Here is a 13,746-nt window from a genome sequence, read left to right on the forward strand (position 1 = left end):
GAATTCCGCTCCTTTTCCATGTTTTTCATTAGGAGCAGTATAACCAGAGTGGGCACCGCTTATGCGAAGGTTAATTTTTCAATGAGCATGTATATAGAAGAGCTGCAGCTGCAACAAGAGCATCTGGTGCTTTAATACTCTTTTTGCGTGTACTGTCCGCTCTCGCTTTTCTTCTTATGTCAGCTGCTAGCTCCATATCTTCTCTAGTGACTTCATAGATTTGATCAGCCATTTGAATATATCCTTTTCTATTTTCTCTTATATCAGGATCTGTTTCGATTTCGAAATGAGACATGATCTCCATCTCAATGAAGGTAGTCATAATAATCTCTACCTCATCTTCAATCAGCTGTTCAATGAACTCTACTGCATCAGGGTAACCCATTTCATGTGCTGCGTATATATTTGTATCGATTAGTACTTTGGTTGACAATGCTTAATCCTCCCACTCTTCTCTATTTGCAATTCTTAATGATTCCAACACGCCTTCTTTGCTAAATAACTTCGTACTGCCAGCCAGACGTTTGTGTAACGCTTTCTTTTCTTCCTTGGTTAGCTTCTTTTTTTTAGATCGCACTTGAATGACCTCCTTCATTTGCTCTTCTGTTAGAACAGATGGTCCAATTCGGTAATGATGACGGTTTTGACGCACTATTCTCTTTAAAATTGGGCGTTTTGCCGTTCCAGTTGTTATATGATATGCGCCACGGCTCCTTTTTTTGTTAGTGCTCATTTGCATCCCCACCTTGGTTGAGGTTTTATACATAATTATATCATGTTTCAAGAAGTCAGGTTATTAATTTTACTGTAGATGAGCAGGCTCTTCACCACAAGTTGTAAATGAACCTTCATCATTTACACTCCCGTTTCCGTTTTTCGATGTGCTCCAATTTCAATTTCTTGCAGTTGAGTTGCGTAAACAAAACTGGCGTGATTACATTTGCCATGACAACCCCATCGCGGCTGCGTTGTTAAGCAAAATGGCGTATACTGAGTTTGAAACATGTATCATACCTTCAAATGTTTCTATTTCGTTTTGAAATTGGTGGGACTTTTAGCGTATTAGGGCGAGAAGACTCCTGCTTCACCGGAGCAAAGCGAGGATATGCCGCGAAAACTCCCTGACACGCCTGTTCCTTGACAACATGATCATTTGTCCGGGAAGGCGATCGGCAGGGAGACTTGCCGGTCTTACCTACCGTACGTCAAGTTATCAGATCCATGTTGTCTATCAAAGGGGAATTTACACAATAATTTGGACTTAACCTATGTGTTTCATCGCTATTTACTGCATGTACCGTTACGTACTCTTATGCACAATTTTGGGTTTTTACTCTAGAAGGTTGGTGAAAAACCGTTGTTTGCCTTGATCGATGATGGAACGCGTGAACATAGAGGCTGATGCAACAAGTTTTCTCTACTTGAGAACTGATTCCCAGAAGCGGTTGTGCGAGTCAATCACCGGCCTCCTAGAAGGCCGATGAAAAATGACTGCCATGAGCAAATCAACGGCATTTCGCCAAAAAAGAAGGCCGATTTCACCAGGCTTTTCTAACTGAGACACAGATGGAATAGCAGGATTTTGTACGAGATCATCGCCTCTCTAGGATCCGCATGTGAAATCTTTGCGAGCAAAGCATTTTGGCTCTTTTAGATGACCTCAAACCGTCAAACTCAGAGGGGTGAAGGATCAAAAAAAGAGGCTGTCTGCGAAAGCTCGGTTTCACGATCTTTTGAGACAGCCTCCGTTCCCGTCATCAAAAAGCGATTTTTTCCTCTAAAAAGGCTTTGAGCTCTCCAATCGGCAGCCGCACTTGTTCCATCGTATCGCGGTCGCGGACGGTGACTTGGCCGTCTTGTTCAGACTCAAAATCGTACGTAATGCAAAACGGCGTGCCGATTTCGTCTTGGCGGCGATACCTCTTGCCGATCGAGCCGGTTTCGTCATAGTCGACCATGAAATGTTTCGCGAGTTCCTCATAAATGCGGCGCGCGCCGTCGCCAAGCTTTTTCGACAGCGGCAAGACGGCCGCCTTGTACGGCGCGAGCGCCGGATGCAAATGCATCACCGTCCGGGTCGTTCCGTCTTCCAGTTCTTCCTCGTCATAGGCATCGATCATAAACGCCAGCGTGACGCGGTCGGCGCCAAGCGACGGCTCAATGCAGTACGGCACGTAGCGTTCGTTCGTTTCTTGGTCGAGATAATGGAAATCCTCTCCGGAGTATTCCATATGCTGTTTTAAGTCGTAATCGGTGCGCGACGCAATGCCCCAGAGCTCGCCCCAGCCGAACGGGAAATGGTACTCGATGTCCGTCGTGGCGTTGCTGTAGTGGGACAACTCTTCTTTCGCATGGTCGCGCAGGCGGATGTTATCCTCCTTCATGCCGAGCGACAGCAGCCAGTCCTTGCAAAACTGTTTCCAATAGTCAAACCATTGCAGCTCCTCACCGGGCTTGCAGAAAAACTCGAGCTCCATCTGTTCGAATTCGCGCGTGCGGAACGTGAAGTTGCCCGGCGTAATCTCGTTGCGGAAGCTTTTGCCGATTTGCGCGATGCCAAACGGCAATTTTTTGCGCATCGTGCGCTGGACGTTTTTGAAGTTGACGAAAATGCCTTGCGCTGTCTCTGGACGCAAATAAATTTCGTTGGCGCTCGACTCGGTGACGCCTTGGTACGTTTTAAACATTAAGTTGAACTGGCGCACGTTCGTGAAATCGCGGCTGCCGCATTCGGGACAGGCGATGCCATGCTCGCGGATCAGCTCATCCATTTTCGCTAGCGGCAACCCGTCAACGATCATCTCGATCCCTTTTTCCTCGAGCGCCTTCTCAATCAACTTATCGGCGCGATGACGCGCTTTGCACTGTTTGCAGTCGACCATCGGATCGTTGAAGTTGCCTAAGTGACCGGACGCTTCCCACGTTCTCGGGTTCATTAAAATGGCGGCGTCGAGCCCGACGTTGTACGGCGACTCTTGAACGAATTTTTTCCACCACGCCCGTTTGATGTTGTTTTTCAGCTCGACGCCAAGCGGGCCGTAATCCCACGTGTTCGCCAGCCCGCCGTAAATTTCCGAGCCCGGAAACACGAAGCCACGATGCTTGGCGTGGGCAACGATTTCTTCCATTGTCACAGCCATCTGTTCATCCTCCTCCATTCATCATTTGTTACCATGAAAAACGCCCTCGCCCCTAGGCCTTGTGCCTAGGGACGAGAGCGTAGCTCCCGCGGTTCCACCCTAGTTGATGCGCCAAACGCGCACCCACTTTCGTCATGTTCGCTCCGGACTGCCGTTTCATTAACCGTCTTCACCGGGCTCCCACCGCCCCCGGCTCGCTTCGGAAGAGAGGGTTAACTACTATTGATCCGTCATCGCGATCCATATATGATTTTGTCCACTATCATAGCAAACCAGAAAGACCTATGTCAATGGTCGCTCGCATTTTTTTGCGCCCAAAACCGCGACACGACGGGCTTCCCGTCCCAGATGACTTCGCTTTTCGCCCGGCGCTTCGCGACTTCCGGCTCGTCAAGCAAGAGCCAAAAATTTTTCATCGGCAAGTCCCCAAGCCCATGCTTCTCACACAGCCGCCGCAAATATTGGCGCCGCTTGTCGTTCATATGTCGCGACACGTTGTCGCCGTCCGGGCTGAACGCGTACAACACGGTCGCCGCCGCGACACGGGTGACGCGACATACAGAGGCGGCCCGCAAAAAGAAGTCCCAGTCCCAATAATGGTGGACAGTCGTGTCAAAGCAGCCGATCTCGTCATGGAGCGATTTTCGATACACGCTTCCAGACGGGACGTACGTCGAAAACGTCCGCATCGCTTCCAAATCATACTCATAGGCAAATAAAAAACGGGCGGATGGAACACGCTGGTCGTTTTCCACCCGATACTGGACAATTTCCGCATCGGCATAGGCAAAATCGGCGTCACGAAGCGCTGTGACCATCCGCTCGAGATGGCACGGCAGCACGAGGTCATCGTCGTCGCAAAGCATGATGAGGTCGCCACGCGCCGCCTTGACGCCTTCGTTGCGGGCGGCGACATGTCCTTCGTTGTCGCGGCGGTCGATGAGACGGATGTCAAGCTCCGGGTACAAGACGACGACATCATGAACCGGAACGCCGCCGTCATTGACAATGATGACCTCAAACGGCTTGTACGTCTGCCGGCTTAACGACTCGAGCAGCTCGGCAAGCGGATACGGGCGATTGTACGTCGGAATAACGACAGACACGGACGGACGCAAGATTGATTCACCGCCTCTCGCACTGGCTTTCCCCCTTGGCGTCCGCGGGCGTCGATGCGCACACCCACCAAAAGCTTGGCCAATCAAAAAAGGGGCTTACCCTTAAGGTACCGCCCCTGCCGTTTGTTTGTCAATTTCGGCGTGCCTCCCCTAACGAGCGCCACGAACCAAAGCCCGCAACTCTCGTGAGAGATCTGTCTTAGAATGTCCCTTACAACGATTTTCCTCATGCAAGCTCCTGCTGCTTCGTCTCGCTGCCCAACACCGCGACCGCCAAAACGGCGACAAGGACCGATAGACAAAACAGCGTGAAAATCATCGTCACCGACACCCCTTGCGCGACAAGCGAGCCGACCAACAGCGGGCCGAAAATGCCGCCGATGCGGCCAAACGCCGCCGCCATGCCGGCGCCTGTCGCACGGATCGATGTCGGATACTGCTCCGGTGTATAGGCATACAGCGCCCCCCATGCGCCCAAGTTGAAAAACGACAAGAAAATGCCGGACGCCATCAGCCCAACGAGCGACTCGGCCGTGCCGAAAAAGTAGGCGCTCAATGCGGTGCCAAGCAAATACGTGACCAAGACAAATTTCCGCCCCGCCCGCTCGATCAGCCATGCGGCGCTGAAATAACCCGGCAGCTGCGCTAGCGTCATGATAAGCACGTACTCAAAACTTTTAATCAAGCTGAACCCTTTCATGACCATGACACTCGGCAGCCATAAAAACATGCCGTAATACGAAAAGACGACGCAAAACCAAAGGAGCCAAAGCATGACCGTCTCTTTCCGATGGGGAGCGGACCATACTTTGACGATATTGCTCCACACCGTCTCCTCTTTTTGCGCGGCCGCAAACCGCGGCGAATCAGGCAGACGGAGGCGCAAATAGATCGCATACAGCGCTGGAATCGCCGCCAGCCATAACGCCGTCCGCCAGCCGTAAACTGGTATGACGAAATACGAGATGAGCGCCGCCAGCAGCCACCCGCCGGCCCAAAAGCTCTCAAGCAGCACGACAACCCGGCCGCGGTCTTTAGCCGGCACCGCCTCCGAAACGAGCGTTGACGCGACCGGCAGCTCGCCGCCAAGCCCCATGCCGATCAAAAAGCGGAGCGCCAAAAACGCCGCCAACGTCGTCGTCAGCGCCGACAGCCCGCTGCCGACCGAGAACAATAACAACGTCAAAATAAAGACGTTTTTTCGACCGATCCGGTCCGCAAGCAATCCGAACACGAGCGCCCCGACCGCCATGCCGATCGAGTTGACGCTGCCGATCCAGCCGACTTGGCTGGCCGTCAAGTTCCAATCTTTTTGCAAGGCGGCCATCAAAAACGACAGCATCCCGACGTCCATGGCGTCAAACAGCCAACCGAGACCGGCGATGCCTAACAGCTTGCGCTGGGAAATCGCGGTTTGGTTCATGTGTATCCCCCTGTCATTATCGATGTAAAGACACTATCTACTGTTCATTATAGAGGGGGACAGGAGTAAATTCAATCCCGTATTGCTCATTGTCTCACAAAAGGAACTACAACAGTAATAAACAAGCCGCCGAAAAGCGATTGCTCTCGGCAGCTTTGCTCGTGCCAATCCGTCTTATAATTCCCATTTCTCGATGTCCATCTGAAGATGCCCATGAGCGCCAAAGAAAATCGTTCGGTCGTCCGGATACGGAAAAAACCGCGCAGTGAACGTCTCTTCGCCATCATTGACGAACAGTTCGATCGATGACGTATCAAGGAAAACATGAAGCGAACGAAGACGTGGCAATCGACATTGCCGCTTCTCCGTCAGCCCGTTCACAAAGCTTTTCCGTTCAAGCGTCAATACCCCTTCGTCACTATTGTAAACAAGGCGAGCCGCATGGCGAAAGTAAATTTCCATCATGCTTCCGAACAGTTCGATATTGTCGAGGCGAAGTTCGATCGCATCTCCCTCGAGTCCCGGCCATGACCTCAGCTCATTCACCACAGTGGCGCTTGGATATGCTACTTTTTGTTTGCGCAACTGTTTCAACTCTTCCACTGGCGTCTGTCTCAGCTTGCCGCCAGTGAGGCGAAGTTCGCGCGGCAAGGTGAGCGCGTGCACCCAGCGGTGGCTCACTGTCGGCTGACGGTCTTCATCCTGGTCCGGCACGCCCATCCAGCCGATGAGGATGCGCCGCCCGTTCCGGTCAAGCATCGTTTGCGGGGCGTAAAATTCAAAGCCGCGATCAAGCTCCTCAAACGTCCCGTGAAGGAATTCGGCCCGTTCGTAGTCGAAGCGGCCGACAAAATAACCTGACTGGTAGACGTTTTGGTAGCGCATGCCGTCCGGTTTTAATCCTTGCGGGCAGACGATGAGCACGTCTTGCCCATCTAATGGAAACAAGTCTGGGCATTCCCACATATAGCCAAACGGACCAATCCCGTTCATGTTGCCGCCAGCAATTGGGCCAAGATGCTCCCAATGACAAAGATCAGCGGAACGAAACAGCACCGCTTTTCCATCGCCGCTTTCGCTTTGCGCCCCCAGGATCATATACCAATGGCCCTGATACCGCCATACTTTCGGATCGCGGAAATGGGCCGTATATCCGTCCGGAAGTGTAATGACGACGCCTTTTTTTGTAAAATGAATGCCATCTTCCGATACGGCCATGCATTGGTACGTTTGGCGGTTTCCTTGTTCATCTTTCACATTGCCAGTGTAAAACAGCACGAGTTTTCCATCGCAACTAATCGCACTGCCGGAATAGCAGCCATCTTTGTCATACCATTCGCTTGGCGCTAACGCAATCGGCGCTGCTTGCCAATGAACCAAGTCTGGGGACGTATAATGCCCCCAGAACTTGGCGCCATGGCCGGTGCGAAACGGCATCCATTGGTAGAAGACGTGATACGTTCCGTGCCAGTCGATCAGCCCGTTTGGATCGTTCATCAACCCGACAGGAGGCATGAGATGGTAGCGAAGCCGATACCGGTCACGATTGACAAGAGTCTCATATTTTTCGACTTCAGCGTATGCTTGTTCAATAAGTTTCTGTTCCCGTTCGGATTTCATCCGCTTGTCCCCTCACTCTTCTTCTTCACGGAACTTTAGAAGGAATGTCGCCACAAACGCTGAAACGACGGCAATGGCAAAACCGATTAAGTAGTGCATTAAGTTCGTGAGCCCTTCCGGCGCAACGATGGCGATCATCGGGATGCCGGTCAACCCGTAGGCATTAGCTACTACATTCGTAAATACGACGTACGCTCCGCCGAGCGCGCCGCCAATGGCCGCAGCGATAAACGGCTTCCGGTATTTTAAGTTCACCCCGAAAATGACTGGCTCGGTAATGCCTAAAAAAGCTGACAAGGCCGCCGGCAACGCAATCTCTTTTGTTTTTGTCCGCTTCGATTTGACAAATACAGCCAAACCGGCGCCGCCTTGGGCGACGTTGGCCATCGACCAAATTGGCAGTAAATAGTTGACCCCAAGTTTCGCCAACAAGTTCGCTTCAATGGCATGAAAGCTATGATGCACACCAGTAATGACGATCATCGAGTACAATCCACCAAAGATAAGGCCAGCTAACGCACCGCCATAATGGTAAACAAAGTTCAACACCGTCGTAATCCCATCGCCAAGCAAATTGCCGAGCGGACCAATGGCCAAAATCGTAATAAATCCCGTCAAAATGACGGTCACAAATGGAACAACAAGCAAACTGACCGCATGAGGAACAACTTTTCGCAATCCACGCTCCACTTTGCTCATCACATACGTCGCCAGCAAAATCGGCACGACCGTCCCTTGATACCCGACCATAGCGATATCAAAGCCAAGAAAATGCATATAGTTTGGCTTGGCCTCGGCCAATCCCCACGGGTTTAATAGCGCCGGGTGAGTCATAATACCGCCGATGACCGCCCCTAAAAACGGCGTGCCTCCAAATTCTTTCGCCGCGCTAAAGCCGATTAAAATTGGCAAAATAATAAACGCCGCACTCGAAAACATATCAAGCAAAATATACAGCGGGCTGTCTGCCGCCACCCATTTGAACGCCTTCATCATCCCAAGCAAACCCATTAACAAACCGCTCGCGACAATGGCTGGGATGATTGGGACAAAAATGTTTGACAACGTCTTCGCAAAGCGGGCGAGCGGATTCATTTTTTGCTTGATGGCTTCTTGATGAGCATCAGCATCACCTTGCTGTATCCCTGCTTCCCGGGCAAACGCTTCATACACTTTATTCACCACGCCGGTGCCAAAAATAATTTGAAACTGTCCGGAGCTGGAAAACGCCCCTTTAACCCCTTCAATGTTTTCAATGGTTTTTGCATCAACCTTTTTCTCGTCCTTTAAAACAAGCCGAAGCCTTGTTGCGCAATGGGTCGCGCTAATGACGTTTTCTTTCCCGCCAAGGAGCGGGATGAGTTGTTTAGCAATGTGTTCATAATTCATCGGTGAACTCCTCTCCTTCTGAATGATGGTGAAATGAAAAACAAAAAAGACCTAAAACATACAAAGGGCGATCTAGCGGCATGACTCACTTGCCGTTCCCTTCATACGTTTTAGGTCTTGCCTGCTCGAAGCAGTTACAATCCCGCAATATTTCGTTGTCTGTTTTGCATTATACGGCAACCTGCTGTTTTTGTCAACGCTTTCGCAACCGTTGGATATGGAGGACGATATAGGCGAGTTCCTCCTCCGGAAAACGGATGCCATATTCCTTCTCTGCATAGCTTGCCGCTTTTTGTGTACACGCCCATTCCCTTGCATATTTTGTCTGAATGAGCGCAAGCATCTCCTCATCCATCGAATGAATCGGCTCCCCGTTTTCGATGCGGCTTAAGGCAAAGCGCAAATGAGTGAGCAGCCGCTGGTATGAAATGCTTTCCTTATCGATCGATATGCCGAGCTCCGTTTGGATAAGGTCAACGAATTCATGAATGAGCGTCGTCTCGCGCATCGTTTTGTTCATGCTGGCGGCATCGAGTTTCGCCGTATGAATATGAAGGGCGATATGGGCCACCTCGTCATCGGGAATCTCGATGCCAAGCCGCTCTTTGATCAACTGTTTCGCCCATAGCCCAATTTCATACTCCGCCTTATATAGCACTTTAATTTCATTGAGCAATTTGTTTTGAATGCGGTAACCTTGCTTCAACCGCTCGATGGCAAACGACAAATGGTCAGTCAGCGCAATATGAATATGGTCGTTGAGCGGTGCTTGCAGTTTGCCTTCCGCATAGCTGATAATTTCTTCGGCAATATCGATATGTTCTTCTGGCAACGTGCGAAGCAATTGCTGGAACTTCTCATTTTCTTCTTCCATGACGAAAATTTTCTCAATGCGGCCCGGGGGGATGAGATCGTTTTTCCGCTTTTGAAACGCAATCCCCGGGCCCATGACAATTTTCTCTTTGCCTTCATCGAGCACGACAACGGCGTTGTTGTTTAAAATCTTATGGATGCGAAACGCCATATGTCCTCCCTGCCGCCCTTATTTCATTTTCACATGAAATAAGACCGTCTCGCCTTTTGCTGCCGATGTCCCTGCTTTTTTCTCCAAACTTTCAAGCGCATCACCATTCGTGATGATGATCGGCGTCACCGCGCTTTTCGCTTTCTCGCGCACAAGCGGCAAGTCGACAGAAAGAAGCCGATCGCCCCGTTTCACTCGGTCGCCGGCTTTGACATAGGCGGTAAACCCTTCCCCGTTCATCGACACGGTGTCGATGCCGACATGGATGAGCAGCTCCACACCCGCTTCCGAACGCAAGCCGATAGCATGCTTCGTCGGAAAGAGTTGGACGATTTCCCCGTCCACCGGAGCGACGACATCCCCATCCGCCGGGTCGATGGCGATGCCATCGCCCATCATGTTTTGCGCAAACACCGGATCCGGCACGTCTTCAAGCGGCACAATCGTTCCGTCAAGCGGTGCGGTGATCGTCTCTTCCTTCGGCTGTTGCTTGCCAAACCATTTTTTGAACAACGGGCGTCATCCTTTCTATTCGGTTTGTCTGACAACCAGTATACCGAAAACGGAAGGACAGTGCCAACCGCGCCGCCCCAATCGGTCTTCATCAGCCTCGTTTGCGCAGCCGCCGGCAAATTTCTTCCGTCACTTCCTTTGTCGTCGCCGTGCCGCCGAGATCGGGCGTTTTGATGCCGTCAGCGGTGACATCCTCAATCGTTTGCAACAAAAGGGCGCCGAGCTCTTCTTCGCCGAAATGGTCAAGCATCAGTTTCGCCGTCCAAATTTGCCCGATCGGGTTGGCGATGCCTTTGCCGTAAATGTCCGGCGCCGAGCCGTGCACCGGCTCAAACATGGACGGGTACTTGCCGTTGACGTTGATGTTCGCCGCCGGGGCGATGCCGATGCTGCCCATAATAGCGCCGCCAAGGTCCGTCAAAATGTCGCCAAACAAGTTGCTCGCGACAACGACGTCAAACGTATGCGGCCTTGTCACGAAAAAGGCGGCCAATGCATCAATATGGTACGACGCGGTCGCGACATCCGGGTAGTCGCGCTTGACGTCGGCGAACACTTCATCCCAAAACGGCATCGTATGGAAAATGCCGTTCGATTTCGTCGCGCTCGTCACATGCCGTTTCCGCTTCCGCGCCAGCTCGAACGCATAACGCATCGCCCGCTCCGTCCCTTTGCGGGTAAAGACAGCGTTTTGAATGGCGATTTCGTCTTCCCCGCGGTGGATGCGCCCGCCGACTTCGCTATATTCCCCTTCGCTGTTTTCGCGGACGACGATGAAATCAAACTCGCGCGGTTCGGCCAGGGGCGAGGATAAGCCGCGGAAATATTTTGCCGGGCGAATGTTGATCACTTGTTCAAATTCACGGCGAATTTTCAGAAGCAATCCCCATAATGAAATATGGTCAGGGACAAGCTTCGGATTGCCGACCGCTCCAAGGAAAATGGCGTCAAAGTTCCGCAACGTCTCAAGCCCATCATCTGGCATCATTTGGCCGTGTTCAACATAGTAATCGCAGTTCCATGGAAATTCCGTAAAGGAAAAAGAGATCCCTCCATGAACATCCGCGACCGCCTGCAGCACATCCAACGCCGCAGGCACGACCTCCTTGCCGATGCCGTCACCTGGAATGACGGCGATGTCCCATTGTTTCAAGATTTCTTCCCCCTTGCTTGTTCGCATTCCTTTGCTAACAAGTTTTTTAAGTGAAGCAAGTCATGTTCAATATGCACTTTCATTTCTTCCGCCGCTTCATCCGCTTTTCGTTCTTTCATTTTAAAAAAAATTTGCTTGTGCTCTTCTAAAATTTGGTTTGCCCTCCCTGGCCCGTGCACGTTCAGCGTCCGATAGTAATACGTTAGCGACCTAAGTCCTCCTAGCAACTTTCCTAGTTCGCTATTACCGCTGAACAAAACAATACAATCGTGGAACTGGGCGTTGAATGCAATCACGGATTCAAGATCCCCGATTATAATATTTCGTTCTGTTTGGTAAAGCACTTCCTCCATCTCATCCAATTGAGAGGCAGACATCCGTTCGCAGGCCAGTTTAACAGCCAATGATTCAAGGGACATGCGGCATTGATAAATCTCCTCCACATTCCTCATCGTCGGTTCGTACACAGTGATCCGCGATTTATGATCAATCTGGAGCAATCCCTCTTTTTCAAGCGCCCTTACAGCCTCTCGCACCGGACTTCTACTTACATTTAACTCTCTGGCCAGCTTTGCTTCGTAGATACGTTGTCCAGGCTTGAATTCTCCTTGAAGAATTTTCTTGCGCAATAAATGATAAATTTGCTCGTAAAAAGGAGCGGATCGGTCCGGTTGATCCTGACTCATTTACCTTCACCTACTTTGTCGACTGTCGACAGATATAACCTAAGTCCATTTTATTTGACGTATCCTCTTTCGTCAATAAAATGTTTTTATATTCTGAAGTTATTAAATATTTGGAAATAAATTCTTGTCTTTCGGGGATAGATCATTCCCTTAACCTAAAATAAACGATAATACACCGTCCCCGCCATTTCACAAGGATAGCGAACAAAAGCAGGAAGATCATACAAATCTCAGGCGCGTGCCCTCGTTTAAACAGGACCGCATTGAGTCACCTCAAAATATACCCATACGTGTTGATTTACAGCTGACGGCGCATAAGTTATGATGAAACCGTTCATAGAATTGTGAGGAAATGTTTAACCAGAGGCGGCTAATGACTGCTGCTTAAATGCGATGCTTTTCGTCTCATAATTTTATGCTGGGGGGAAAACACCGATATGCCCTCGTACACCGACCCGTTCCGCGGCGAATTTGACAGCCTTGAAGAGTTTGCCGACCGCGTCAGCGACGTGCTGAAATGCCCGGTGACGATCGAAGATGCGAACCATCGGCTCATCGCCTACAGCGCCCATGACGATTACACCGATCCGGCGCGGACGGCGACGATCATCAGCCGGCGCGTCCCGGAAAAAGTGATCAACAGCTTATGGAAACAAGGCGCCATCCCGGCGCTGCTCAAAAGCCGCGAGCCGGTGCGCGTGCCGCCGATTCATGACGTCGGCCTCGGCAGCCGCGTCGCTGTGTCGATCTGGAAAAACGATGAGGTGATCGGTTTCATCTGGGTGCTGGAAACGAACCGGACGCTGTCGCCTGAGGAGATGGAATGGCTCAAACTCGCCGCCAAGGCAGCGAAAAACAAAGTGTTGCAGCTGTATATGCGCAAAAACAAAAAAGAAGAGCGGGTGCAGGAGCTGTTTTGGAAGTTGCTGACGAGCCATATCGCGGCCGAAGACGAGATTCGCGCTCATCTCGCTGCCATGCAAATCCCGACCGCACCGCAGTTTGCCGTTGTCGTCTTCCGCTTTGCCGCTGATTTGACCGCCGAAATGGAGCGGCAAATTTCTTATCTCTTGCAGACGACTCAGCAAATCCCGATTCTTCTTTATACGACCGACGGCCGCGATGTGATTTTGCTTGGGGCGCCCAAAACTGACCAGCCGCTGAAAGAGCTGAGTGCATTCATCGAATCGTTCGCCGCCAAAATGAAAGAACGATTTCACATCCACGATGTGCAGTGCGGATTTGGCGGCGTGTACAGCGTCTATCGCCTCATTGAAAAAAGCTACCGCGAAGCGCTCGCCGTCCTGGCGCTGAAAGAAAAGCTCGGCGATGAAATCAAGTCGGTTTACGGCTACGCCCAACTCGGTATTTACCAATTTTTTGACTTTTTGCTTGAAAAAAAACGGCAAGGAGGCTGGACCAACCCGGCGCTTGAGAAATTGCAAGCCTATGACCGCAAACATCACAGCGACTTGGTGAAAACGTTTGAAACATTTTTTGACCATAACGAAAATGTGCAAGAAACCGCCGACGTCCTCAACGTTCACCCGAACACGCTTGCTTATCGGCTCAAGCGGATTGCCGACATCGCCGAGCTTGATCTCAATGACATGAATCAAAAAATCAAATTATACATTGATATTAAATTAGCGAAATACGAAGCGCGCGGTTGAATTTGTG

General features: G+C 51.0%; 12 protein-coding genes and 1 pseudogene. 2 read left to right on the forward strand and 11 right to left on the reverse strand.

The window, feature by feature from the left end; translation table 11 throughout:
- Positions 1–70 precede the first annotated feature (70 nt).
- Together CV944_RS12470 and CV944_RS12475 are read right to left on the reverse strand one after the other, a co-directional pair.
- A complete protein-coding gene (locus CV944_RS12470) occupies positions 71–433 on the reverse strand; it encodes a PIN domain-containing protein (protein WP_232722145.1) in 363 nt (120 codons plus the stop codon).
- Between the two features lie 3 nt (positions 434–436).
- Positions 437–733: a hypothetical protein gene (locus CV944_RS12475; RefSeq protein WP_033009761.1), complete on the reverse strand. Its 297-nt coding sequence runs from the start codon at positions 731–733 to the stop codon at positions 437–439.
- A 106-nt stretch (positions 734–839) separates the two neighbouring features.
- Between CV944_RS12475 and CV944_RS17665 the strand changes: the two are divergent.
- A pseudogene (locus CV944_RS17665) lies at positions 840–1,001 on the forward strand (DUF4351 domain-containing protein); the annotation flags it as partial.
- A 756-nt stretch (positions 1,002–1,757) separates the two neighbouring features.
- On the opposite strand, the gene CV944_RS12485 reads toward CV944_RS17665, so the two are convergent.
- From CV944_RS12485 to CV944_RS12525, 9 genes are all read right to left on the reverse strand, one after another.
- Entirely contained in the window at positions 1,758–3,140 is a 1,383-nt protein-coding gene (locus CV944_RS12485; protein WP_100664280.1) for a glycine--tRNA ligase, read from the reverse strand.
- Between the two features lie 287 nt (positions 3,141–3,427).
- Positions 3,428–4,258 carry a glycosyltransferase family 2 protein gene (locus CV944_RS12490; protein ID WP_100664281.1) on the reverse strand — a complete coding sequence of 277 codons (831 nt, stop codon included), beginning with the start codon at positions 4,256–4,258 and terminating at the stop codon, positions 3,428–3,430.
- 226 nt (positions 4,259–4,484) lie between these two features.
- Entirely contained in the window at positions 4,485–5,681 is a 1,197-nt protein-coding gene (locus tag CV944_RS12495) for an MFS transporter (protein ID WP_100664282.1), read from the reverse strand.
- A gap of 174 nt (positions 5,682–5,855) precedes the next feature.
- Positions 5,856–7,301 carry a glycoside hydrolase family 32 protein gene (locus tag CV944_RS12500; protein WP_100664283.1) on the reverse strand — a complete coding sequence of 482 codons (1,446 nt, stop codon included), beginning with the start codon at positions 7,299–7,301 and terminating at the stop codon, positions 5,856–5,858.
- Positions 7,302–7,313: 12 nt separating this feature from the next.
- Positions 7,314–8,690: a sucrose-specific PTS transporter subunit IIBC gene (locus CV944_RS12505; protein ID WP_100664284.1), complete on the reverse strand. Its 1,377-nt coding sequence runs from the start codon at positions 8,688–8,690 to the stop codon at positions 7,314–7,316.
- Positions 8,691–8,883: 193 nt separating this feature from the next.
- Complete coding sequence (locus tag CV944_RS12510; protein WP_033015391.1) at positions 8,884–9,714, reverse strand: PRD domain-containing protein; 831 nt, start codon at positions 9,712–9,714, stop codon at positions 8,884–8,886.
- A gap of 18 nt (positions 9,715–9,732) precedes the next feature.
- Positions 9,733–10,227 carry a PTS sugar transporter subunit IIA gene (locus CV944_RS12515; RefSeq protein WP_044744218.1) on the reverse strand — a complete coding sequence of 165 codons (495 nt, stop codon included), beginning with the start codon at positions 10,225–10,227 and terminating at the stop codon, positions 9,733–9,735.
- A 91-nt stretch (positions 10,228–10,318) separates the two neighbouring features.
- Entirely contained in the window at positions 10,319–11,380 is a 1,062-nt protein-coding gene (locus CV944_RS12520) for a tartrate dehydrogenase (RefSeq protein WP_050368002.1), read from the reverse strand.
- The gene (locus tag CV944_RS12525) at positions 11,377–12,066 is read right to left on the reverse strand and encodes a GntR family transcriptional regulator (protein WP_100664285.1); all 690 of its coding nucleotides are present in this window, start codon (positions 12,064–12,066) and stop codon (positions 11,377–11,379) included. Before CV944_RS12525 ends, CV944_RS12520 begins: the two co-directional genes overlap by 4 nt.
- A 437-nt stretch (positions 12,067–12,503) precedes the next feature.
- Here CV944_RS12525 and CV944_RS12530 point away from each other — a divergent pair, with 437 nt between their 5' ends.
- Positions 12,504–13,739, forward strand: a complete 1,236-nt coding sequence (locus CV944_RS12530; RefSeq protein ID WP_100664286.1) for a PucR family transcriptional regulator — start codon at positions 12,504–12,506, stop codon at positions 13,737–13,739.
- Positions 13,740–13,746: the final 7 nt, after the last annotated feature.

The sequence above is a fragment of the Geobacillus sp. WSUCF-018B genome (genome assembly GCF_002809985.1).
GTDB classification, from domain to species: Bacteria; Bacillota; Bacilli; order Bacillales; family Anoxybacillaceae; genus Geobacillus; species Geobacillus thermophilus.